At 29.1% G+C, this 26,573-nt stretch carries 13 protein-coding genes; 6 read left to right on the top strand and 7 right to left on the bottom strand.

What is annotated here, in order from left to right; translation table 4 throughout:
• Positions 1 to 274 precede the first annotated feature (274 nt).
• The gene (locus QJQ40_RS02360; protein WP_282861037.1) at positions 275 to 6,292 is read right to left on the bottom strand and encodes an SGNH/GDSL hydrolase family protein; all 6,018 of its coding nucleotides are present in this window, start codon (positions 6,290 to 6,292) and stop codon (positions 275 to 277) included.
• Between the two features lie 1,213 nt (positions 6,293 to 7,505).
• The gene (locus tag QJQ40_RS02365; protein WP_282861038.1) at positions 7,506 to 8,888 is read right to left on the bottom strand and encodes a DUF2130 domain-containing protein; all 1,383 of its coding nucleotides are present in this window, start codon (positions 8,886 to 8,888) and stop codon (positions 7,506 to 7,508) included.
• Between the two features lie 137 nt (positions 8,889 to 9,025).
• On the opposite strand from QJQ40_RS02365, the gene QJQ40_RS02370 reads away from it, so the two are divergent.
• From QJQ40_RS02370 to QJQ40_RS02395, 6 genes are all read left to right on the top strand, one after another.
• A complete protein-coding gene (locus QJQ40_RS02370; protein ID WP_282861039.1) occupies positions 9,026 to 9,361 on the top strand; it encodes a hypothetical protein in 336 nt (111 codons plus the stop codon).
• A 202-nt stretch (positions 9,362 to 9,563) separates the two neighbouring features.
• Entirely contained in the window at positions 9,564 to 12,080 is a 2,517-nt protein-coding gene (locus QJQ40_RS02375) for an RNase J family beta-CASP ribonuclease (RefSeq protein ID WP_282861040.1), read from the top strand.
• A 3-nt stretch (positions 12,081 to 12,083) separates the two neighbouring features.
• Entirely contained in the window at positions 12,084 to 14,927 is a 2,844-nt protein-coding gene (gene uvrA / locus QJQ40_RS02380) for an excinuclease ABC subunit UvrA (protein WP_282861041.1), read from the top strand.
• Between the two features lie 435 nt (positions 14,928 to 15,362).
• A complete protein-coding gene (locus QJQ40_RS02385) occupies positions 15,363 to 15,938 on the top strand; it encodes a hypothetical protein (protein ID WP_282861042.1) in 576 nt (191 codons plus the stop codon).
• Positions 15,939 to 16,014: 76 nt separating this feature from the next.
• Positions 16,015 to 16,827: an MAG4940 family membrane protein gene (locus QJQ40_RS02390; protein WP_282861043.1), complete on the top strand. Its 813-nt coding sequence runs from the start codon at positions 16,015 to 16,017 to the stop codon at positions 16,825 to 16,827.
• A 20-nt stretch (positions 16,828 to 16,847) separates the two neighbouring features.
• A complete protein-coding gene (locus QJQ40_RS02395) occupies positions 16,848 to 19,193 on the top strand; it encodes an MSC_0775 family lipoprotein (protein ID WP_282861044.1) in 2,346 nt (781 codons plus the stop codon).
• A gap of 710 nt (positions 19,194 to 19,903) precedes the next feature.
• On the opposite strand, the gene QJQ40_RS02400 is transcribed toward QJQ40_RS02395, so the two are convergent.
• From QJQ40_RS02400 to QJQ40_RS02420, 5 genes are all read right to left on the bottom strand, one after another.
• Positions 19,904 to 20,383, bottom strand: coding sequence for a PTS sugar transporter subunit IIA (locus QJQ40_RS02400; protein WP_282861045.1), 480 nt, complete (start codon positions 20,381 to 20,383; stop codon positions 19,904 to 19,906).
• A gap of 32 nt (positions 20,384 to 20,415) precedes the next feature.
• The gene (locus tag QJQ40_RS02405; protein ID WP_044283949.1) at positions 20,416 to 20,706 is read right to left on the bottom strand and encodes a PTS sugar transporter subunit IIB; all 291 of its coding nucleotides are present in this window, start codon (positions 20,704 to 20,706) and stop codon (positions 20,416 to 20,418) included.
• 161 nt (positions 20,707 to 20,867) lie between these two features.
• The gene (locus QJQ40_RS02410) at positions 20,868 to 22,637 is read right to left on the bottom strand and encodes a PTS ascorbate transporter subunit IIC (protein WP_282861046.1); all 1,770 of its coding nucleotides are present in this window, start codon (positions 22,635 to 22,637) and stop codon (positions 20,868 to 20,870) included.
• 71 nt (positions 22,638 to 22,708) lie between these two features.
• Positions 22,709 to 23,770, bottom strand: a complete 1,062-nt coding sequence (locus tag QJQ40_RS02415) for a phospho-furanose lactonase (RefSeq protein WP_282861047.1) — start codon at positions 23,768 to 23,770, stop codon at positions 22,709 to 22,711.
• A 934-nt stretch (positions 23,771 to 24,704) separates the two neighbouring features.
• Positions 24,705 to 26,537, bottom strand: a complete 1,833-nt coding sequence (locus tag QJQ40_RS02420) for a P68 family surface lipoprotein (protein WP_282861049.1) — start codon at positions 26,535 to 26,537, stop codon at positions 24,705 to 24,707.
• Positions 26,538 to 26,573 lie beyond the last annotated feature (36 nt).

Below are 26,573 nucleotides of genomic sequence, written 5' to 3' on the forward strand. Positions count from 1 at the left end.
AAGGAAAGAAATTCCTTAAATTACTTAATAAAGAAACTTTTTTATAATAAATTTTTTTAAATTTTTAAAATAATTACTTTTATCATAGGAAAGAATTTGTGAGTCGAGTGCTTAAAAGTTAAAAAACACTAACTAGCAAAACTCTTGATTAATTAGAAATCTTGATTTTTATGAGATAATCCTAAAAATCAAGATTTAAAGGAGAACCTCATCCAGAATTAACTAAAAAATCAATTTTTTATTGCGGTAAAATTAACTATAAATCAAACAAAATTTATCTTGTTTTAGTTGGATCTTCATAGTTAGCGGGATAAGTTCCATCATGGATTTGTTGTAAAACTTGATCTCTTAATTTAGGTTGGCCGGTAACACTAGAAAATCGATTAGTTTCAGAATTATAATAAATCATTGTCAACATATCGTTTAATTTTACGTCATGAGATTTGTAATAGGTGTGTCAAACCCAACCTGGAACTTTTACAGGATTGCCTATTACTTTATCAATAAAGTTTTTGTAATCAGTATCGGTTTTTTTAGTTTTATTTGATTGTTCACCATTTTGTAACGATGTACGGATTATTTCGGATGCAGTATAAGAAGACAAAGCGCCACCGTAAAATGCCCAAGTTTTAACTCCAAGCTTAGAAATTCTTGACTCATATGTATAAAAAAGAAGAATTAACACTAATCTATAAAGAAATCTTCCCTTCGCGGTGTCTTTAAAGTTATCAATTGATATTTTTGTCTTTGTACTTTCAGAAAACCATATTTTGTGAAATAACTTCGAAATTGCGTCTAATTGAGAATCTTTTCCGCCAGATCCGCCAGATCCCGCTTTTCCACCAGATCCTCCATTTCCGCTAGATCCAAAAACTTCCTTTAATGAAATTCCGGTGTATTCTATGTTATTTAATTCGTTTAAAATTGGAGAGTTGTTATCTTTATTTGTAGAATCTCATTTTGGCGAGGTGAGGAAAAGTATATCAAAAAATTCGGCAAACAACTGTGTTGATATTTTTTGACCAGTTGGTGTTTTTATTGATAAATTTGTCTCATCTATCAAGTTTTGGGTTTCTGTTTGCGGGGTTTGTGGGGTAGAATCTTCAATTTTTGGTTCAATTTTGACCACTAAATCAAGGTTGAGAACTTTTGAAAGGTCTAATTTATTAAACAAGGTTTCAAAAAAACTTTTTGCTTGTTGACTAGTATCTGATTTTTTAATTGATTCAACAATTTGATCAAAAATGCCAGAAATAAGGGGATTTTCAAGACCTAAACCAATAAATTCTCTTAAAAATTTTTTTAGTGTTTCTCTTGGTTTTCCAATGTTAAAACTAGAATAATCCTTATTGTCATCTAAATTTAGCTTTAAATATGAAGCAATTACGTCAATCACTAAATCAGAAAATTTATCATTTTTTACTAAAAGATGCACCACGTATCATAAATATGATTTTAAAAATTCACTATTATTTTGTACTTCAGATTGGCTCTGGCTTTGGTTAATTTGGGTTGTTGATTCACCCTTTAAAAAATTAGCCAAAAGAGAAGAGAAAGTTTTTACATCTTTAAAAACCATTGGATTTTTATTTATATAGCTCAAAAGTCTAAAAATTAAAACTTTGTTTGCAGAATCTGGTAAAAATTGCAATAACAATTCTTTGAGTAATGGCTCAATTTCCTGTCTTTTTTCTTCAGACAAATTGCTAAACAATGAAAAACTACTTACATCACCAATAGCTAAGGAATTAATTTTTTCTTTAAAAAACTTAGATTGGAAAATTTTAGTTATTACTTTTCAAAGATCATTTTTTTCAGAGTGTTCAATTTTATTATAAACTGATGCAACTTGTTTAATAAGTTCAACAATAAATTCTTCGTTTGCAATTTCAGATTCTAAAAGCAAATTTAAATCTGAAGCTGAAAAATCACCGCTAGTGAACTTGCCTAAAATTGAAATAAACTTTGTGAGTAATGCATTATTTTTTGAATAATTTGCCTCGGATTGCGAGGTTGTTTCACTAGGAGTCGCTGGTGATGAAGAACTTTGGGATTCTCCAGTATTACTATTATCATTAAAAAGTTGGGTATTTGCTAGCGACCCAGAAAAATCCTGACTTACATTAACAGTAGCGGCTTCAGGTGGAAAAAGTTCCTTTGGATCACTTTCATTTTTGTAAAAATTATCAATGTTATTCTGTATTATTTCTTTGACTAATTTAAAAAGTGGTTGGAATTCAGTTTTTTCAAATTGAGTTTCAAATATTTTTCCTGCTAGTTTTCCAAAATTATCAATTAAAGTCTCATTTTTTTCATCTAATTTAACAATAAATTCACCAATAATTTTATTAAAATATTGTTGTTCAAATAATGTTTTAATTAATGAAAAATTATCTAAAGGTTTTTGGATTTTTGCTTTTGCAACTATTTTAAAGTAGGAATTAAACAAATCTTTTAGTTTTGGTGATTTTAAAAATCAATCAAAAATTGGAAGAATATTCTCAAGATAGTCTTGCGGAACATTTTTTAAACCTGCACGAATTTGTTCAGAAATTGGATTGCTACTAATAATTTCAGAAATCAAAGTTGAAATACTATCTTGAGAAATTGCACCTTGATTTTCTCTATTATTTAAAGTATTTGTTTGGTCTTCTGAATAATAATTATTTGCAATATCGACACTAAAACTGTCAAATAAGGTCTCAAGAACAGGTTTTTTAGGGGTAGAATTACCTGAAATTGCATCAAATATGATTGAAATTAATGCTTTTATTATTAGTGGGGAATGAGTTTTTGTTTGATCATTAAAATCTAAAGTTGAATCTCTTAATTTTGAAAAAATATCACGAACTAAATCCAAAATTGTCTGAACTGATTTTTCTGACAAATTTAATTTATATTCTTGCAAAATTATTTTTAAAAAGTCAGAAATTGAATTTCAGGTTGAAGAATCTCCTAAGAAAAGTCTAAAAACTTCCTCAATTAGCGGAGTGTTTTCTTTGAGAAAATTTTCAACTAGTGAATTAAAGTTTGGATGCGATTTAAATTTCTCTTCGTCAAAAAAATACTTAATAAGTTCTGAAATTAATTTTTCAACTTGCTCTGACTCAAAAAAGTTTGTTAAAATGCTTAAAACTGAATTTTTGATTTTAGGTTTACTAAAAAAACTATTTTGGTTTAATTTTTCAAGAAGTTGTTTGTGCAAAAATGATTGTCCAAAAAGATTTTTGAAAAATGAAACTAAATTCTCATTGGAAATTTTATTTTTAAAATCAAGACTTGCAAGATTTTTTAAAAGTTTGTAAATTGTTTCTTGAGTAAAAAAATTATTTAAAAAGTATGATGAAAAATTTTGAAAAGATAATGTTTCATCAAGTGAAGCCATTTTGTGAGAATATTGTGCAATTTCAACTGCTTTTTGTTGTTTTTCGGCCTCTTCAAAACGCAATTTTGCTGAATTATATTCATCAAAATTTTCTTTAGTAAAAGCTTTAAAATTTTCTAAGGCCGACTTTACAAAGGTAAAAATTAAATTATCAGTTGGGGTTGTTTGGTCTTCTTTTCAAAGTAGATATTTATTTCGAAAATCTTGGAAAATTAGTTTAATTATTGATGTAAAAGTTGAAATGGATTGTTTATTTAATCCTTGTGAGCTTAATGAATTTGAAATCAAACTACTAAGATTGGTTAAAAAGTCACCATTTTCTACATTTCTAGCGATAAATTCGTAAATATTTTCCTCAAGTTTTGGCAAATTATTAGCTAAAAACTGAAAACCAAAACGATTTAGGCTGTCAATTTGTTGATATGTGCTTTTATTTACTAAAAAATCGTTAATTGCTTGATTTACAATGTCAGTCAGTGGTTTGAATGAATTTGAAGCCAAAAAATCTTTAGCTGAGTCAAAAAAGAATGAAAAACTAGCATAATTAGGGTCTGAATCATCAATAAAATTAGTTATGTCAAATTTTGTTAAAATTGGGTAGAATTTATTGAGTAATTTTTTTAGTGAATCAATTTGGTTTTGGCTCAAATCAAAACTTAGAAGTTCGTGAAATAAATCAAGTAAATTTTTTGAATCTTTAAAAAAAGATGAGTAATTTGTATAAATTTGCTCTGAAAAAATTGAAGCAATATTTTCAGCAATATCAGTAGTTTTGATTCCTTTAATTACACCTAAGAAATTTTTTGCTGCTTGATCATTTAATTTAGCCCAAACATTAGTGCGAACAACAACATCGGCAATTGAAACTAAAAGATTAACAATCGCAGACTGGTCTGCCTCGTTCAAATTAAACTCAAAATTATCGTTAATAATCGATACTAATAATTTAACAGATTCATGATGTTTTAGTGTTTCGGAAATAAAATTTCGAATAAAAATAACATTATCGCTGTCATTATCAGGATTTTCTAAATAAGTACGAATTATTTCGTGAAAATTCTGTGAATTTTTATATTCGTTTGATCGAAGATGGTAGTCAGTAATTATTTTAGAAAATAATTTTCTTATTGAGTCAAAGGTAAAGACAACTTTTAAGTCTTCTTTATTTTTAAGGTCAATTTTGATAATATTATTTATTAGTAAATCTTGGATTATTGTTTGGCCAAAAATGGATGAAAAAATTAATTCTTTAATTTTTTCAGGATTTTTATCGGCAAATTCAGAAGTTACAACAGTATTTAAAACATCAATTATTTGTTTTTCGTCAAAATCAGCAAAAATATAATTAACAAGGCCAGAAATTGTTGCTTTTTCTCAGTCTTTCTTGTTAGTTACATCTTGAACATAAGTCTGAAAACGGTTGATAATTTTGCTAAAAAAGCCACTTGAGTAAATTTTTTGCAAAATTTCGGAAAAAGAAGCCCCTGAATTTTGGTTTTCCTGTCAAAAATCAGTTAGAATTTTCTGCACACTTGAATTATTTTGAACAGCTAACTGCATAAAGCGGCTTAAAAACGCGCCAAAATTATTATTTAGTATTACGTTTATAAAATTTTCTATCGGTGATTCTGTTGTTTTTTTAACATTTTGACTGGTTAATTTTTCAATTTCAGAGTCTTCTGAAATAAATTTTTCAGGTGAATTGTCAACTGTTAAAGCCTTCAAAATTTCTGAATTATTACCTAAATTTAGAATTCGACGGTAATAATTAGTATCTTTTTGGACATAATTTTCGTCCCATTGTAATTTAGTATTTGCTTCGTTTTTGAACTCTAGGTTTTGTTCAAAAGCTAATTTAAACAACAAATCCTGAGCCATTTTTTTATAACCCTTAGTTGATGGGTGAATGTCTAAGTCATTTGCACTAAATTCAGAGGTTTTTTCTTGCCAAATTGATTCGTTGTATAAGTCAACATAGTTTACTTTTTGGTTTTTTGCGGCCTTTTTGATTGTTGAATTCAAACGTTTTACTACTGAATCAGCATAATTTTCTGGAACACCGATTTCATTTGTGAGCATTTTTTCAAAAAATTTAATGATTTTTGAAGACAAAGAGTTATAGCCAACTAAAACTATTTGTAAATCAGGGTTGATTTTTCGCAAACTTTGAATTAGTAATTGTAAATTTCTGTAAATTTTTTGGTTTGCAATTTCAATGTTTTGGGCAAATTCAAAACTTGCTTCACCTTTTGAAGCAAGTTTTTGCATCGGTTTAGCAATTGTGCGAAAATCAATGGATTCCATTAAATCATTTGCACCTAATGAAAGAGTTAGCAAATTAGAATTTTTAATTTTTTGATATAGTTTTGGGTAGCTATTTAAATTAAAATCACCAAAAACATCGCGAATTTGCTGACCATATGGTGATTCTAATTTTTTGTCTAGATGATAATTAAAATTAAAATGGGTCTTATCTGAATTTTTATAAAATTGATTTTCGGGATTAAGTAAGTAAAGTCAATCACTAATTGTTGTTCAAGAAAGCGCTAAATTATCAAAGGATTTAAGTGCATTTGGTTTTATTTTTTGAATAAAACTGGCGAAAAAAGCAGGATATGATAGACCATTAATTTTGTTATTTTCATCAATTTTTCCGCGGAGGTCAACAGAGTAATCCCAATTAAAGCCAGCAGAAATTGAATCACCTATTGATAAATAGTTGATTTGGTCTAAAAGTTTTTCAGTTTGCTGGTCTGAATGGGTTATTGGTATATTAATGTGCTCGGTTTTATCGCGATTTTTTATTCCAATCAAAGTAATTCCAGAAATGGCCAGAGATAAAGTACCAAAACTTAAAAATATTTTGAATGCTTTAGTAAAATCAGGTTTGGAGATATTTTTTTTCATCATTTTACCCCGCTTCTTTTTGTTATTCCAGATTTTTTTTAATACAAATCGATTAGATTGGTCCAATTAGATAAGGAGCAAACTAGAAAAATTAAATTAAATTATACACTAAATTAACATAAAAAATCAGATAATTATCTTTTTTCTATATTTTATTTTAAATTGGCTTGTTATTTTTTTATAATTTGTTAATTTTTTTCAGAAAGATGCTTAATTTACATTTCTTTTTGCTTGCACAGAGATTTATTTTTGCCATGTGCGGTTGTCCAATTTTTGTCCATTTTACAAAGTTTTTTTGTAAATTTCTTATTAAATTATTGTCATATAGACGTCTGAATTTGTCTGAATTTGTCTGAAAAATGCAAAATTGGGATTTTTAAGAATTTAAATTTAGCAATTTTGATGTATTTAGTTTTTTTAACCCTTAATTTTTATTGTTTATTTTGACACACCTTTTTTATTGTGTATGAATCAATATACTAATTTAATGAAAAAACTCCGCGGTTAACGGAGTTTTTTCATATGGTGGAGGTGCGGGGATTCGAACCCCGATCCAATTAAAATAATTTAGTGGAGTCGACAGTTTAAACTAAAAAATCTAATTATAAAGGTATAAAAATATAATAATTTATAAAAAAGAATAAGAATTAAAGAATATATTAATAAAAAGAATAAGAATTAAGAATAAGAATAAGAATTAAAGAATAAGAATAAGAATTAAAGAATAAGAATTAATAAATCAAAGGAGTTAAATAGTCCTGTATTTTAAAATGTATTTGAAAACCAAAAACAAATATTTACTAATTATTTTAGTATTTACAGGGAAAACTTAATATATTGAATTAAGGAAGATATATTATGTTATTTATATTATTGAAATAAAAAACTGATAGGTTTTATTATGAATTAAAGTGTTGCAAAATTTAATTGGGTATTCATCATTGCGAAATTAAATGTTGCATCGTCTTTAGCTTTAATTGAATCTTTTGCGTTTAGATTTACATGGTATTATGGTCTACCAAACCACTGCATCCAAAAAATTTTTTTAATTGTCAAAACCAGAGTCACCCCCATTTATGTTATAGCTATTTCAAGGTATTTATAGAAATAGCTATAACACATTATAACATATTTTTTAATTGCTATATAAAAAAAAAAAAAAATATTTTAACTACATGGATTCAAAATTGGTACTAGCTAATAGGTTTTTAGATTATAAATTAGGGTTATTCTTATTAATTTTGTCAATTTTTTCAGTTATTTTAGTAATTTTAAATGCATCAATTTTTTGTGTTAGATTATTTAAATAGGTTTCTACAATTTTATTAAGGTTCTCTTGAATTTCACCAGCATCCTTGATAATTCTTTCTGCTAATGATCTACTTCTTTCTGCTTTAGTGTTAATTTTGTTTATTGATGCTTTTAATGTTTTTTCTTTTCAGTCATCAAACTTTTGAATGATTTTACTTGCATCTTCAAGACTTTGACTTTGAATCTCTAATTTATTTTCTTTTAGAATTATTGATTTTAAAAGCATTAAAAGCGCTAAATAAAAATGCGGACGGCAAATGAAAATTTTTTCATAATTAGGGGCAACATCAATTGTAAAGTATTTCTCAGGCTCGAGTTCTGTTACTAAAATAGCATAGCTAGCTTTTTTCTTTATACGGTCTGCCTCAATTTTTTTGAAAAAATCTTTGTTTTTTTGTTTTCCAGATTTTTCTTTTGATTCAGATTTTGCTTCTAAAATGATTTTTGTTTCAACATTGCGACTTTGATCATTAATTGTAAAAATAAAGTCGGATTTTGTTGCTTTTTCTCCTGGTTCATCCTTAATATTTACAGTATCTTTTTTTAGTTCAACAACAACTGAATCATTGTCGTCTTTACCAAAAGGGAAAACGTCTCTATACCTTTCTAAAATTCAGTTTTCAAGATTTTCTCCTATTTGTTTTGAGCTAATATTTTTATATTTATATTTATTTAATTCATCATTTAGGTCATTTATTTTCGTATCTTTTTCGTTAAGGGAATGTTCAAATCCTGCTTTTACATCAGCGGTTGTTTTTTCACGCACTTCAGCTATTTGTTCCAGCCATTTTTTCTCAGTATCTTGTTTAAATTGCTCATATGCTTTAGATTGAGCAGATAAAAATTCTGATTGCTTATCTTTAATAGCACTATTAATAATGTTATCTTGGTTTTCTTCAAGAGCTTTAATTTTTTCTTGCAGTTGCTTAATTGTTCCTTCCATTTCAGCAATTGCAATTTCTTTTTTACCAATTTCTTTTATATGTTGTGTACTTAAGTCTGATTTTACCTTATCATTTTGGGATTTTAATTCCCTATTTTCCGCATTAAGTTTAGAATTTTCATCTTTTATTTTTTTAATTTCAGGATCATTTGTAAAAATATCATTGCGAATTTGTTTAGTATGTTCGCTTAATTTCTTTTTTGTTTGGTCATCTATATAATTTTGTACTTCACTTACAAGGGAAAATCAATCACCTTTTTTGGCATCCTCTAGAAGTTGATATGTTAGTGTTTCTTTATTAATTAATTTGACTTTTATTTCATTGTTTTTCTTTATTTCCATAACAAAATAATTTTAACACATATTTAAAAATAGCAAATTTTTAAAATTAGATAAAAAAAATTAAAAATGTGGTATAATTTAATTTTAGTTAATTTAAGAACACCTTAAATTAAAATAGTCAAACTAATTATCTTAAAATGAAAATTAAAAAGAAATCAAAAGAAATTCACTTTGCTGAATGGGATCAAATATTAGATTTAACTCAAAGTCAAAAAAATAATATTTTTTCAAATTTTGATTTTGATGATAAAATAAGTTTTGACTTTCACGGTTTAGACACTCAAAAAACAGTAGCAATTGTTGAAAATTTAATGTTTGAATTTAGAAAATCCAATAAAAAATGTATAAATCTAATTTGTGGCGTTGGTTTAGGACATGTTCGTGAGCAAATTTTGGATAATTTATCATTTTATTCTAACGAATTTATAATTGGGTTTGAAAATCAAGGTCTAATTCGTGTTTGCAAAAAGTAAATTTTAGAAAAAACTAAAATTTTGTTAAAATTTGTTTTTATTTAAATTCAAATGAAGTCAATCCAATTTTTAGTCTAGCAAGTTGGACTAAAAATTATTGTTAGTTTGAAAATCATTTTTATAATAAATAATTCATTTTTATAAATTTAGAATTTATTATCTTTTAAAAAATATAATATTTGATAATTATGACAGGAAAAATATGTCACTAACTACTAATCCAACGCGTTTTTTTGGTCTTGGCGGAATGCAAGAAATCGGGAAATCAACGCTTGTAATTGAAGATAATTATGATATTGTAATTATTGATGCTGGTATTAAATTTGCCAACCTTTTTTCAACAGGAATCAAAGGAATGGTTCCAAATTACCAATATCTTTTAAAAAATCAAGCAAAAATTCGCGGTATTTTTATCACCCACGGTCATGAAGATCATATCGGCGGAATTGTCTATCTTGTTCAAGAAGTTCCAATTAAAAAAATTTTTGCCCCAAAAATTGCAATTGAATATTTAAAAGCCAAATTTGTTGACCATAAAATTAAAAGGGAAATTGAGTTTGTTGAAATAAAAAAGGACGATGTCTATCATTTTCAAAGTTTTAAAGTTGACTTTTGAACAGCTCAGCACTCAATTCCTGATGCCTTTGGTGTTCGGGTAACTTCAAGACATGGTTCAATTATGTGTACTGGCGATTTCAGGTTTGACTATACCCCAATTGGAAATTACACTGACTTTGACAAACTAAAACAAATCGGGAAAAACAATCTAACAGTGCTTTTTTCAGATTCAACTAATGCAATGCGGCCAAACCACTCGCCCTCTGAACGGGACATTCTTGCTGATATTGAAATGCACATGCGTGCTGCAAGCCGAAAAATTATTATTACGGCATTTGCCTCAAACTTGACAAGAATTAAGGCACTAATTGAAATTGGAATTAAATTAGATAAGAAAATTCTTGTCTTTGGAAGATCAATGGTAAATGGGATTAATATCGGTCGGCGTTCTGGCTATATTAATGCTCCTGATGAGTCTTTTCTTGGTAAAAATTTATCAGGTGTTGAAGAAAATCAAATGCTAATTTTAACAACTGGATCCCAAGGTGAACAACTAGCTGCTCTTGATCGAATGTCAAACAAAAAGCACCCTAAAATCAGTATTGAACCTCGTGATATGGTTATTTTTTCTTCATCGCCAATTCCAGGAAACAAAATTAAAATTGAGCATTTGATTAACCGACTTTATAAATTAGGGGCAATTATTAAAGAAAACGGGCCTGATGGTTATCTTCATACCTCAGGGCATGCTTATAAATCTGAGCATGAAAAAATTTTTCAACTAACAAAACCAAAATATTTTTTTCCTTATCATGGCGAATACCGAATGGCGCTTGCTCACTCTCAGACGGCAATTGAATCTGGAGTCAGTCCAAAAAATGTGATAATTCCAGATAATGGTGAAGTTTTTGAAATTGTTAATCAAGAAGTTCGCAAAACCAAGAGAAAAATTCCATGTGAGCCTATTTATATTGACGGAGATACAATTTCCCGTGATAATTCGCGGATTATAAATGAACGTCAATACATGCGTGAAAACGGTGTTGTTTTTATTTTTGTTCCTTTTGATAAAAAAAATAATGAAATTAAAGGTAGAATTTCGATTATTACAAAAGGTGTCTTTTCTATTCGAACAGGAAGTCCAATTATTGCTGATATTAGGCGAATTAGCTATTCATCAATTCGCTTTTTTGTGCAAAAAGATCCAAACTGATCAATGCCGCAATTAAAGCAACTGCTAAAAAATAGATTAGGCGCATATTTCCATCGGTCAAAACGTTGAAATCCGGTTATTTTGTCAAAATTTATTTTTGTTGATGAAAAATTTGATTTTTTAGCAAATTATGAACAAAAAGAAGCAGAAAAATTTGTTGACTATAAAGCAGAGCAAACAAAATTGGCAAGTCCAGTTGACAAAAAAGTTGTAAAACCAAATCCAAATAGTAAGTCCTCAAGCATAAATTCACAAAAAAGTGCTAATTCTAGCGAAAAAACAGCTGTTAAGCCCAATAATTCAAACAAAAAAAATCTAAATTATTATAATATCCAAAAAAGCACAGATGAAAAATTAAGCAAACCAAGTCAAAAAAATATTCCAAATAAAGTAACAAAAAAAGCATTAAATTCGCAAAATCTTCTAAAAAATGAGGCTCAAGCTAGCTCAAGTCAGGAAAAAACTTTTGCTAATAGCGAGTCCTCTCAAAATAAAAAACCACGGATTATACGAAAAAAACCTGATTATTTAACAGCAAATTCAGCCAATTCTGGGGATAATTTAAACACTAAAAATATTCAGCCAAAATTTAGAAAAAATCAAAATACAGCCAATTCTAAACAATTTTTTGCAAAAAATATAAAAGAAAATCCTGTTGCTTTTTCAAAAAATGCTGATAGTGATAATTTTGAAAACTTAAATTATAATAATAAAAAATTTAATAAAAACAGTAAAAATTTAAATCAAAATTTTGTTAAAAATCAAACTGCCCGCTTTAACAACACTAAAATGTGCCCGGTTTTTTACCCTAAAAGCCCTGATTCTACGCAAGTAACTTTTCATAAAAACCCAATGGCAGCCAAAAAAAATTATAGAAGCCAAAATTTGAATGATAAAATTGGCAAACCTGAAAATTCAAAACCTAAACAAACAACAGAAAGTAATTAAGAAATGTTAAAAAATAAAGACACGCATAATTTTATTTACATCAAAGGTGCAAGTGAGAACAATTTAAAGAATTTTGACCTTGTAATTCCTAAAAATAAATTAGTTGTCTTTACTGGGGTTTCAGGATCAGGAAAGTCATCTTTAGCCTTTAATACGATTTATGAAGAGGGAAAACGACGTTATATAGACTCTTTGAGTTCGTATGCGCGACAATTTTTAGGCGGAACTAAAAAACCAAAAGTTGAAGCTATTTACGGACTTTTGCCAACAATTTCTGTTGAGCAAAAAACAAGTCACAACAATCCCCGTTCAACTGTTGGAACAATTACCGAAATTTATGACTATTTTCGGCTTTTATTTGCCAAAATCGGTAAACCTTTTTGTCCTAATCATAAGGCTGAAATTGTTCCGCAAAAAATTGTCAACATTTTAAATTCAATTTTGTCGCGGCCAAAAGGTACTAGAATTGTAATTATGGCTCCTGTTGTTCAATCTGAGCGCGGGTCGCACCGAAATTTAATTGAAAATCTTAAAAATCAAGGTTTTTTGCGACTTAAAATTAATGATGTTACATATTATCTTGCAGATGAAATTAACCTTGATCCAAAACAAAGACACACAATTTCTGTTGTTATTGATAGATTTGTTCTTGATGATGATGAAGAAACTAGACTTCAATCTTCGCTTGAACTGGCATTTCAAATGGGAAAAGGAATTGCCCTTTGCGAGTTTGATGATTCTGAAGTAGTTAGATTTTCAAAATTACAGGCTTGTCCTTTTGGTGATTTTGAAATGCCAAGTCTAGAAAATCGGCTTTTTTCATTTAATTCACCTTATGGAATGTGCAAAACTTGTAAAGGATTAGGGACAAATTTAGAGGCTGATTTTGATCTTGTTGTTCCAGATAAAAATTTGTCTATCAACCAAGGTGCCATTAAATACTTTGGAAAATCGATAAATACAAAATCATTAGAATGGCAAGAGTTGCAAATTTTGCTTGAGTATTTTGAAATTTCACCTGATAAAAAAATCCACGAACTTACAAAAAAAGAGCTTGAAATTATCAATTATGGCTCAAAAGAATCAATAAATTACTCGCTGGTTTCCGAAAGTGGAAAAAGATATGATTATTTTCGGCCAATTGAAGGTATTTTAAGTCGAATTCAGCGTAAATTTTGGGACACAACAAGCGAAGATCTTCGCCTTTGATTTAAAAAAATGATGTCTGAATTTTTGTGCAGCACATGTCAAGGCGCTAGACTAAATAATTATGCTCTTGCAGTAAAAATTGAAAATTACAATATTTTTGAGTTATCCCAGCTGTCTATTAAAAATCTAATTGAATTTTTTAAGAATTTAAATTTATCTGATTTTGATCAGCAAGTTTCTAAATTAATTCTTTCAGAAATTCGCGATCGGCTTTCTTTTTTAGATAATGTTGGACTTTCATATTTGAACCTAAGTAGGTCAGCGGCAACACTTTCTGGAGGAGAATCACAAAGAATTCGGCTTGCAAGTCAAGTAGGATCGCAATTAACTGGGGTACTTTATGTTCTTGATGAACCTTCAATTGGATTGCATCAAAAGGATAATGACAGATTAATTGCAACTTTGAAAAAAATGGTTGAAATTGGTAACAGTTTAATAGTTGTAGAACATGATCTTGAGACTATTTTAGCTGCTGATTATTTAGTTGATATAGGGGCTAATGCTGGTGAAAACGGTGGGTATTTAGTTGCTGCCGGAAAACTTGAGGACATTGAAAACGAACCAAAATCGATTACAGGGCAATTTTTAACTAATAAATTAGCAATTCCAGTTCCTAAAAAACGTCGTAGTGGCAATGGTAAATTTATAATTATCGAAAAAGCAAGAGAAAATAATTTAAAAAAAATCAGTATCAACATTCCTTTAGGCAAATTTGTCGTTATAACAGGGGTATCAGGTTCAGGTAAATCAACATTGGTCAATCAAATTTTGGTTAATGGGATTGCAAAACACCTTGGTGCGACAAATATTCGTGTTGGAAAATGTGATGAAATTAGGGGGCTTTTTAATATTGACAAGTTAGTTGCTGTCAATCAAAGTCCAATCGGAAGGACACCTCGCTCAAATCCAGCAACATATACGTCTGTTTTTGATGATATTCGCGAAATTTTTGCAAACACCGAACAAGCAAGATCGCTTGGATTTTCTAAGTCAAAATTCTCTTTTAACTTACAATCCGGAAGGTGCGATAAGTGTCAAGGCGATGGGCAAATAAAAATTGAAATGCATTTTATGCCCGATATATATGTTTTATGTGATAACTGTCAAGGAAAAAGGTATAAGCCTGATGTTCTACAGATTCGTTTTCACGGCAAAACTATCGCAGATATTCTCGAATTAACAGTCTCAGCGGCACTTGAGTTTTTTAATAACTGACCAAAAATTGTTACAAAATTACAAACTTTGGTTGACGTTGGTCTTGGGTATATAAAACTAGGTCAATCAGCCACAACACTTTCAGGTGGCGAGGCTCAAAGAATTAAATTAGCGACATTTTTACAGAAAAAACCAACAGGAAAGTCACTTTTTGTTCTTGATGAGCCAACAACAGGACTGCACAATTATGATGTTGCAAATTTAATTAAAGTACTTGATAGAATAGTGGATAATGGCGATAGTGTCGTGATTATAGAGCACAACTTGGATGTAATTAAAGTTGCAGATTATATTATTGACCTAGGACCTGAAGGCGGACAAGAGGGAGGAAATATCGTTGCAAAAGGAACTCCGGAGGCTGTTGCAAAGGTAGAAAAATCCTACACTGGCGCTTATTTGAAAAAGATTCTAAACGTTAAATAAGCCCCTTAATAGAAAAACCACCAAAAAAAGTTTTGGTGGTACAGTTTTTTGCTTTAACTACAACTGCAAAGTCAGAGAAGTTCATTTGAGCGGTTTGAACATAACCAAAGCATAACATACCTAAATGGTAGCTCAAAGGTAATTATACATTATTTTTGAAATTTAAAAAATATTTTTTTTTTTTTTTTAGAGCAATTTTGATGATGCTCAAATTGATAAAGCAACTATCAAATTTTTAGACTGGATTTACACAGCCAATATTCTTGCATGTGATAAAAAAAGCCAACTTGAGACTATATAATATTAGAAAGTGATTATTTTTTACTTTTTGGCTCACAAAATGAAATTTTAATAGAAAAATATAGTGATACTTGCATAATTATTTTGTTATAATTTTATTTGCTTACTACTTTTCAATAAAAAATAGGAGAATATTTGAAAGTAAAATTAAAAACCTTCATAGGTTCTAGCATGAGACTAGCTCCTATGTCTTTTTTGGTTGCTTGTAAAGTTCAAAGTAATGATGATGAAATCCTTTTCAAAGCTTCTCAAGGTTTGCTAAGACCATTTATGCAAGCTTTGACAGGAAAAAATCAATTGGTAACATATTATAAAAAAATCTTGAAAAATGATCAAGATTTTGTTGCTGTTAAATCTCAAGTTAACCAAGAAAATCCTAACAAATTAAAAAAATTAGAGCAAAAATACTTGCAAGAAATTAATTATCAACAAAACAAAAAAGGAATCAGTGTAAAACAAACAGATAGTAGTAAGATTCACTGAAATCCTTATTTAAAAACGCTGAATTTAGCAAATTCAGTTATTATTTGGTTGAAATCAATGTTGAATTTTCTTAAATCACAAAATACTAGACTTGTCTGAAAAACTAAAAACAAAAGTATAGCACAAATTTCTAAAAAAATTAAAGATCTATTAGTTCAAAATATTCGGGTTAAAAATCCAATAATCACTAAGGCCAATAAAATTCTAGAACAATTGACGGTAGTTTAAAATCTGCTAATTAGTCAAAAAAGTCTATAAAAATAGATACTTTTTATGAAAAATGATTAACTTATAAGGTTAGCTAATGACAAAATTTGAAATGCTTTCTGTCTTTTGAAATACTAGAGTTGCCTTTATTGAATTTTTAGGATCACTACTTTTAATATTTTTCTTTTTGACTTCAAAACATATTGTACATCAACTAAAGTCAAATATTTTTGTTTCAAGTTTTCTCTATACTCTTTCATTTTTTTCAGCACTTTTTATCGCTCAAGCAACTTCTGGATTTTTATCAAATTCAGACATCAAACCCTTTTTAATACCACAAATTGTGATATTTGAATCAATTATCAAAGGTCTGACAAATTCTTTTACAGGAACATTACTTTATCAAGGTTATTTTTACATTTTTGCCAGTCAAATTTTAGGTGTTATTTTTGGTTATTTGGCCTTCTTTTTATATACAAAAATGGTGAAAAATATCACAAAATATAAAGAGGATTTTCACAAAATAGTTATGGTTGAAAAAGTCCCTAAAATTAGCACTTATTTACAAAAAGAGATCTTTTTTGGTTCATTATTTGTCTTTATTTTAATGAGCATTCCAAGAATTCCATTTAGTGCAAATTTAACTTTATTTGATCATCAGATTGTTTTATTTATCTTATTGGTCTTTTTCTTTATTATTAATACCAATACCGGTTTTATCAATTTTAATTTATGATCAACTTTAGTGATCATACCTTACTTAGCAATGAGAAAAATTAATAATTTCAATATTAGACTTTATTTGTGGCAAATCATTATTAACATACTGACAACTATTTTAATACCCGTGATTTTAAGTCTAATATTTTTAGGTATTGCCAGTTCTTCAAACTTAAGTTTCAATTTATAAAATCTAACAAAGGAAAGAAAATGTTTAGAAAAAAATACAAAAAACTATTTTTAGGTGTACTAACTTCTGCTTTGTCCGTCTCCGTTGTTGTTTCTTGTGGAATAACCAATGACGCTAATGTATTTGCAAGTTCTACTAATTTAGAATTGAACAAAAACCACCCTTACTATTCAATTTATGAACCACAATTTAATATTGATTTGTTTAAAACTAATAATTTAGAACAATTTATAACAGCAGAATTTGCTAAAGTGCCTTATCAAGTGCAAAATTCTAACTCCAAATTAATTAACATTAATCAAGACTTTCAAGTATCACATATTTCTGACTTACAGCAAATTAATTCTAACAATCAAATAGTTCAACCAACAGTTGAGAATAACACTTTAACTTTAGATCAAGCTAAAGTGGAAATCAGAAATTTCAAGCAAAATAAATTGGCAAATCGCTTTATCAAATTAAATTTAGATTTACAAGGCTTAGAATCCAAAGCTAAACAAATGAAAATAAACCTAAATAATTTCTATTATGAAATAAACTATAATCAAATTCAAGAAAATAATGATGACACAAGAATTTTAGATATTCCTATTACTATTAGATATTATAATGCTGATGACAAACAAAACCCTTACAAGCGAGAAAATTTTATTACAATTTATAAACAAATTAGCGGTTTTGCCCCAAATAAATCAAAGCAAGATAATATTAATAAAACCAAAATGATCAGCAAAATAGACTATAAAAATAAAGTTAATGTTTCTGTTTATAGTGTGCTAGAAAATTTAAATTCTAAAGAAGAAATCAAAGGTGATACTGATACATTAATTAGAACTAAATATCTTGATAAACAGCTAAAAGATATTGATTTGTTTACGGTAGAAATCCCTGAAAATACTAAAAGTCAATATTATCTAAAAGATGTTAGGCTAGGTGAAGATCTAAAATCTATTTTAGTGACTGTTGTGACAACCACAGGCAGTGGGCAAAATGCTTACAGTACAGAAAAAGTCTATAAAATTGAAGGCTTTAAGCAACTAAATCAACAGGAAGTTCAGCAACTATTTAAAAAATATTTAAAAGTTCAAGTCAAAGGTGGTATTAGTTTTTTTAACTATGATTTTGCCAATGTCAATAAAGATGATTTTGTAACTAACTTTGATAAAAATAGCTTTTTTGATATTAAAATTAATATTTCAGAAAAAACTAATGATACTAGTTTAGCTCCATACACAACTAAGGCTAAAATTAGCTTTAAATCAAAAAGTTCTATTTTCCAGGATTTTGACATTGAGGATTTTAATATTGGAGTACCAAAATTTGTTCCCCTATTTGATTCATCAACCTCATTATTAAATAGAAATCAAATTTTTTCACCTTATAATGCTTCAGTTTATATACCAGAATTAGAAAGAAGAAATATTGGTGAAATTAGCAATAGTATTAATGAAGAGAGCAAATCTTTTGTAACTTCTGGTGGTTACAAAGAATTTCGTACTTTCTATACTGATAATAAATTAACTCAGGCCGTTCACTATGGTGAAGATGTCTTAGTACCAAGTGGTCTACCGCTAAAAACTTTTTCAAAATCAAAATTACTAGGGGCTTACTACTTACCAAATCAAGGGGCTGCTGAAGGAATTGGAACTACCGTTGCATTACAAGTTGATGTTAAGGACTTAGAAATTAGCCAAGAAACTAAAGACAAATATTTGCGTAATGTAGATGCTGTTGTTTTCTTTTTTATCCACTTAGACAATAATACACTTTCACTTTTAGGTCAAACAGCACAAGTTGAACAAGGTAATAAAAATACTTCAAGAATAGCAACGTATCTAAAAGATGCTAGTCCGATTAGTCCAAAAGAATTAGAAAAAAATACTACTTTTGGTACAATTGGACAAATGACTAACAATGGTGGTTGATCACCGCACGTTCACATTGAAGCTTACCCAATTAGATATGAAATCAAAAATGGTAAAAAAGTATTTGCCGAAAAATTTTTAAATCAGAAATATTTGCTTGAACCACAAAGAAATATTAGAATAGCACCAAACCGTATTAATAAATATATCGATGTAGATAAGCAAAATAAGCAAATTATTAACTTAACCAGTCTTAAAGCTGCGGGTGTACAAATTGAACAAAGCAAAGACATTAACTTAGTTGATAATAGTGGGAAAGATACTAAAAAACTTGACACACAATTTAAGGGTTATAAAAACAGAGATTACACTAAATCAATCGAGGATTTATTTATCAGAAATCAGGCATTAGATCCAAATATATTTTTCCAATTTCGTGATGATAAATCCTCGCGAGTAAGACTGGATAACTTATTTACAAAAGCTAAACAAAATAGTTAAAAACTAAAAGATAAAAACACAAAGTTTGCTGTTGAATTTTTATCCCGAGTTTGCCGTTTAATGAGATAATCATAAAAAAGTGTCCTGGTTTATTAGTTTTGGACACTTTTTTAACTTTTTTGGCAAACCCAGAAAAAATAACTATCAAAGCAAAAAAACTAAATTTTAAATCTACCACTCATGAATCCAAAATCTACTTATTAATAAAATAAGGCTAACTAAAAAAGGCTAAATTTTAACTTAAAAAGCAAAATTATGAAATGTTTAAACTACCTTTTTTAGTTAAAACGCTTACAAAAACAATAAAAAAACAACTACTATTTAAACTCAATGCAAATAGAAAACTCGTTTTTATTTGCAGCGAGCCTAAAAAAATATATGAAGTTTTGAAAGAACAATAACCAAAAGCCTTAAATTTGTAGATTTCTAAACGGTCAAATTTAAGGCATCCCATCATATTTAAAAATATAATGGATAATTCGCATTTTCTGATTTTTTTATGGTAAAAACATAACTAATTCCCCCTTAATTCTAATCTCAAAATTTATTAATTTATTCTTAGTGACTCTATTATAACAGAATTTTATTTTTGACCAAGCATTTTTTTTTTTTTTTTAGAACAAATTTTGCGGGCTAATGAATAAAGTCGCTAAAACAACAAAAAAACCCACAAATTCGTGGGTTTTTTGCTTCAAATTTTAAAGAAAAAATTATGAATTAAGGTATTTTGAAAAATCAACTTTTTCAAGGATGGCGATTATTTCTTCTTTTGATGTAGCTTTAATAATTTTGTCAATATTATCAACATCTTCAAAAGCGGCAACTATCTGGGGCAGGGCAACTGCGGTGTGAATATCAGCACTTGTTGCGCCAAGAGTTATTAAAATTTGAACAGGACGGCTATCTTGGTCAAAATAAAAAGGCTTATCAAAGACAACAAGTGAAAAACAGTCTTTAAATACGTCTTTTCCAGCTTCAGCATGAGGCATTGCCAAAAAAGGTGCTAATATATAATAAGGTCCGTGTTCGATTGTTGAGTTGACTATCGACTCGACATAATTAGGGCTTATTAAGTTTTTTTCAATAAGCGGCTGACATGAGACTGCAATTGCTTCTTGCCAGGTTTGGGCTTTTTGATTAATTAAAATTGAATCATTTTCAATTAAATTTGTGAGTAAATTAACTGACATAAGATTTTCTCCTAAATCAAAAAAAGATAAATCTAAACAAGTTGCTCAAGAACTGGACTTAGTGCAGATTTAATTTCATTTTCGTCCATTAAATTAGTTACACCAACAATTTTAGCTTTTTGATTTGGATTAAACTCGCTAACAAGATGTTTTGAGGCGATAATTATATCCACTGAATTGGTTAGTCCTTTTGACTGACCCATTGAAAGGGCCTCAACAGAAGCTTCAACCCCTAATTCCTTTACTATTTTTTGAACTTTCAACTTAATTATCATTGAAGTTCCCATTCCATTTCCACATGCAGCAACAATTTTTAATGACATAATTACTCCTTTTTTTAGTACAGACAGACAAACAAAAATAATTTTTAATACTATTTCAAAATTATATAACAATTTTGCAAAAAGCAAATAAAAAAATCTCGGTTTTTGCAAGAACCGAGATTTTTTGTACTAAAAGTATAAAAATGTTAAAAACTAAATAATTAGGCTTGTTTTTCAACTAAATCAACATTGACTTTCAGTAATTTTTGCAGTCATGTTTTTTTAGTTTGTTTTGTTGAGTCAACTCCTTGGGCTAAAAGAATTAGACCAATCATTCCAACAAAAACAGTAATTCAACCTAAAACATAGTGGAATTGACCGATAATTAGACTAAGCCCGAAGAAAAGGTTTCAGTCACCCATTCCTAAAAATCCGGTTGTAACTGGATTTTGAAGAACTGGATTTCCAGCATTATCTTGAAGAACAGGAATTCCAACATCAACAATATTTTGGACCAATTTTAGACCAAATGAAATTACAATAATTTCAAAAAATCCAATAATTGCCGGAACAATAAAGGCAGCTTTTCAACCACCAGAGGCATTAGCATAAACTCCCATTGCTCCTGAGTTGAAAAAGAGTGTAATAAAGAGTGGAATTGCAACTAGTGAGTAGTTATTTCCTGGAATTGCAGCAAGTCCAACTGCGATAAAGACAGCTAAAAATTGTCCAAAAACTCCACCAAGGAACCCGTAAGTAACGGCATTAATTGAAAATCCATAAGTAGCGGCAATGTCAACTGCAACAACAGCACCAGGAATTACTTTTTCAGAAATTCCGTGGAATGACTGTTGTAATTCAGTAACAAACATTCTAACACCAGTCATAATTGCAATTAAGGCAGCAATTATTCTGAGTACTCCACCAAAAATTATGAGAACAAAGTTTGCGCCACTATATGATCCATTTCAAGCAGCACCAATTTTCTCCGCTTGCCCAGCAAAGCCACTGTAAGTAGAATTAAGAGTATTTTCTATACCGTGGTAGCCAATAATTATCGCAAATAAAACTGCAAAGAGAAATAGCATAATTATTGTTTGGGTGAAAATGTTATCTTCAAAAATTTTGAGTGACTGAGGTAATTTACGATTTTCAGCACTGTGCTCTTTGTTTCCAAAAAAGCGACCCATTTTGTAGCTAGTAAATAAGGTAAGCATTTGTTGGTGGCCAACAGCAAAACCAGCATTTTGGGTAACAAGGTTAGTTATTTTTAAGGTAGCTACTGACGAAGTTGCCCAGTAAATTCCTAAAAATAAACCTGAAATAAGTACAAGTCCGACCTGAGATCCAGCAGAAATTGCCCCATCGTCAAGAAGCGGAATTGAACGGAATAAAATCATATATAAAAGTGCGGTAACAACTGTTGATTGCTGGAGCATAATATGTCCGGTAATCACAATTGAATTTGTGTTAGTGAACCTTTTTGCTAAAACCATCAAAATATTAACAATAAAAGCAGCAATGAAGGTGAAAGATGCTAAGGTAAGAAAGTTATTCGCCTTTCCAAAGCCTGTTTGAAGAAAATTCTCAGCAGAAGTCCAACCTAAATAAGGATCAAGCGGAACAACACCACCGGATTTAATATCTCCAATTGCGCGAAAAACTGGAGCAGCCATGCCGACTAGCGCACTTGCTCCAATTGCCAAAAGTAAAATTCCAATGGCTGTTTTCAAGGCCCCAAGAATTGCATCTCTGGCACCACGGCCTAAAACAAGATAACCAACAAAAACCAAAGACCCAAGCAAAAGTGGATTTTGTCTTAAATAGTTATCAAGATAAACTACTCGAACAAGGAAAACCAAGGCAGTTGAAAAACTCTCGCCATTGTGACCCATTCGAACACCCAGGGTGATCCCGATAATTAAAAGGTTAACAAACAAGAAAATAAGTAGGCCAAAAAGTAATTTATTATTTTTTTTACTAAGCGACATTTTATTTCCTTTCTTAAAATTTTTTTTAAAAATTTAAACTAACAAAATAGTTTTGTTAGAATTTAAAATCGCTAGATTTTAAAGGTTTTTTTGAGTTCTAATACGTACTCAGGAAGAATTGACGGATCAAATTTTCGCGGCTGATCAAAGGTCAATATTTCGGCTGGATTGTTAATCAGAATATCATCAATTGCTTCTTGACTAACGCCAACTTGTCTTAAAAGTGGAATAAACCGATCAAAAAGATAAGCAAATCCATGGCTCATTTTCCCTTTTATCATTCCGTAGTTTTTCTGATATAAAACCCGGCCTGCATCAAGTGATAAAGTAATATGCTTTTGGAGTCCAAGATCAACTAGATATTTAATGTTTTCAGCAAGAGTTGCATCAGTATAATACTTAACGCGATCAGGGCCATCAAAACACAAACTTACACCTAATTCCTTTATTATTTTTGCATAATAATACTTGTCAGGATTTTTATTTAAGTGTGAAAGTTGAATTTTACGCGGATTAGCACCAAAATCAATTAAATATTTAGCAGCCTCATAAGCCATTGTTCCTAGTTGGGTGTGAACCAAAATTGGCGCACCGGTTTCAATTGAGGCTCTTGCGGCAACCTCGAGTGATTTTAACTCAAGACGATCAATTGCACCATAACCTGTTCCGGCTTTAATTATTCCCGCTTTTGCCTTTGAACGTTTAACAACTGGGCCAGAATAATTATACTCATCCATTCCTTGGGTTATTTCGGCAACAACCATTTTGGTAATTTCATCAGTTGGAACAAGCGCGAGTCAAGAAGCGCCTTTGTCATAAAAAGCGGCCTTGTGAAAACCGGTGGACATAATAATATGCACTTTACCAGCTAATTCCTGGGCGATTTCGAGCATGCGATAAACATCTCTACCAACATTTGGCGGGTCCATTGTTACCAATGTTTTCCCGCCACGAGCTGCAAATTCGAGCGATTCGGCAATTGCAGCTTCGCTTGAAAGCATCACAAAATCAGGGTGTTCGTGAGCTTCAGGACCATAATTTTTAATTAAATGGTCATGACAGTCAACGACTCCTAACTCTGAGGGACAAATATCTCCTAAAACAGTTCTAGAAAATTTTTCCGTATTTTGCATTAAAAATTTTTTCCCTTTCTTTAGTTTTAAAGTCAACACTTAACAAATAAAATTTGTTTTTAAAATATATTTTTTATTATACCACTTTTTTAACAGAATGTGAAAAAAGCAAAACAAAAAATGTTTTGCGATTATAAATAACTATATTAAGCTTCGTTAAGCTTCTTTGAAAATATAAAATCCGTATTATTTTAACAAAAAAATAAAAAATAAAAAATAAAAATTTTTGGAATTTTTCTGAGTTTGGCAGTTCGATGGCAAAAATTCAGTTTTTATTGAGTATAAAAACACAAAAATACCGCTAAATCCGTATTTTTTGACGGTAAAACCTTAATCTTTATTATTTTAAAATTACACTTTTGCAAAAAAAAAAAAAAAATGCTTGGTCAAAAATAAAATTATGTTACAATAACTCTCAATTAAGAATAATTAATAAATGAATATTAGAATTAAGGAGGAATTAGTTATGTTTTTTGCCATACTAAAATCAGATAGTGCGGATTATCCATTATATTTTTAAATATGATGGAATGCCTTAAATTTACCCGTTTAGAAATCTAAAATTTATGGCTTTTAATTATTGTTCTTTCAAAACTTCATATATTTTTTTAGGCTCAGTTTAAATAAAAACGAGTTTTCTATTTGCATTGAGTTTAAATAGCAGTTGTATTTTTTTATGATTTTGCCAGTGTTTTAAAGTAGGTAATTAACTTTTGGCAAAAAAGTTAAAAAGCTAAAAACCGGACAATTTTTTTAAGATTACCTCACCAAACTGAGAAACTCGGGAAAATATATAAAATGCGTATTATTTTAAGAAAAAAATAAAAACTAAAAATTTTGCGAATTTTTAGTTTTTACAAACAGCAGAATTTCTATTTTTTTTTTTTTTTTTTTTTTTTTTAAAAAAAAAAAAAATTACCGCTAATTTAAGTTTTTATTGATTAATTAATGTTAGTAATTTTTCAGGAGTTTCGGCTTTACTATTTTCGAATTTTGTTGATTCAATTAGTGAATCTGTAATTGTTGCCGAAATTTTTGCTTCTTTAAAATTACCATTATCACTTAGAATTTTAACTTTGGATGCATCTTCTTTAAAAGCATTAAGCATTGATTCCATTGAAATTATAACTGATCTGAGATTTGCCATTTTTTCATACAAACTTCAGTCGATTTTTTTGGCATCTTCACCAACTAGTTCAATACTTTTTTTGTTATTAGATTCAAATTCAACAATTTTATCATAGTATTCTTTATATTTTTTCTTTACTTGTTCCAATTTTTCTTGAGTTACAACCGCTTTTGTAGGAAGGAAATAACCAGTATTTTCCATTAAATAATCAGCATTATCGACCATTGTTCCGGGTTTGTCAATATCATTTTGACCAGTAAAGAGTCATTCTAAAAATTTAATTGCTGCTTTATTAATTTTTTCTGTGTCAGTTTTAATTGGGATTAGGGATGATCCACCTGAGTTATAGACAAAAAATTGAGAATCTTTGCGTGACTTTAATGGTTGGTTTGTTGTGAATACGTCATTAAATGTTGCAAAACCTTTGGCAAGTTCAGAGTTGCTTTTTGCGAATAAGCTACGGGTTGTTGCTGTGTCAATTGATTGCTTAATCCCAACTCCAGGAACATAGCCAAAAACGGTACGATATTGAAGAATATCATGACTTCCTCATTCACCAATGCTGTCTTTTTTCTTAAAATTTTTAAACTGAAATGCTTGCAAAATCTTGGTTTTTTGACCTACTTTTTGTTCGATTTTTTTGTTAGTTTTTGTAAATTTTTCGTAAGTTTTTTTAAATTCATCTTGCAAGGATGTATCTGTCGCAATATTAAAAGTTAAATCTTTACCTTTTGCTTCTCAGAATTTTTTACCTGATTTTGAAATAATATTTTTGTGGAAAACTAGACCTGAATAGTCAATATCAAAAATAGACGCATTTTCTGTATTTTCATCAATTTTTGCATCAGCTTTTAATTTTACACCATCAATAAATTTAGTTGAAAACTCAAGTGCTTCTTCAATATTTGAAAAAGTATCATAATTTACGTTCAAATCTTTGAAAATTTCGGCAGATTTTACTTCAAGATTGCTAAAAAAACTGTTTTCAGGAGTCGAGTTTCCTTTTTGAGCTGATTCTTGTGCTTTTTTGTAAATTTCGGCTGACTCATCAACTTTTCCGCCACCTTTTTTTACTAAGTCAAAAATAATCCGTAAATTATCAAGGTTAAATCCAAGTGCATCAACATCATTTACGTTAAAAGGAATGTTATAAAACTTATTTTCGCCAAAATTAAATGAATTGTATTTTCCTACAATTTGATCAGTGAATATTCCTGGCTTCAATTTATCACTTGTTATTTCTAAAAGTCGATTACGTTCTTGTAAAACACTCGCAGTTGAAGAATCCCCTAAAACAATTGATGGAAGTTGATCTGAATTTGTGTCCAGTAATTTTTTAATGTTTTCGGTTGTTTCTTTTTGAGTTTTTGCTTTTGACTCAAAATCCAAAACAAGTCTAACTGGCGCAAAATCAGGATCATCTTTAAACTTTTGGTTGTAATAAGGGATTAATCCTTTTTGATTTTTACCATAAACATTAAGTCCAAAAATTAATGGTCAAAAAGGACCTTGACTTGTTGTCATAACAACTTGAGTTTTTGGATCAATTGTATTCTCACTTACTCCACAAGCACTCGCAATTAAGAAAAGACTTGGAGAGAGAAGTAATAAAGGTTTAAAAAATTTTTTAAAATTCATATATTTCTCACTTTTTCTAATTTTATGAAATTTTTT

The sequence above is a fragment of the Mesomycoplasma ovipneumoniae genome (genome assembly GCF_030012565.1).
Lineage (GTDB): Bacteria > Bacillota_I > Bacilli_A > Mycoplasmatales > Metamycoplasmataceae > Mesomycoplasma > Mesomycoplasma ovipneumoniae_D.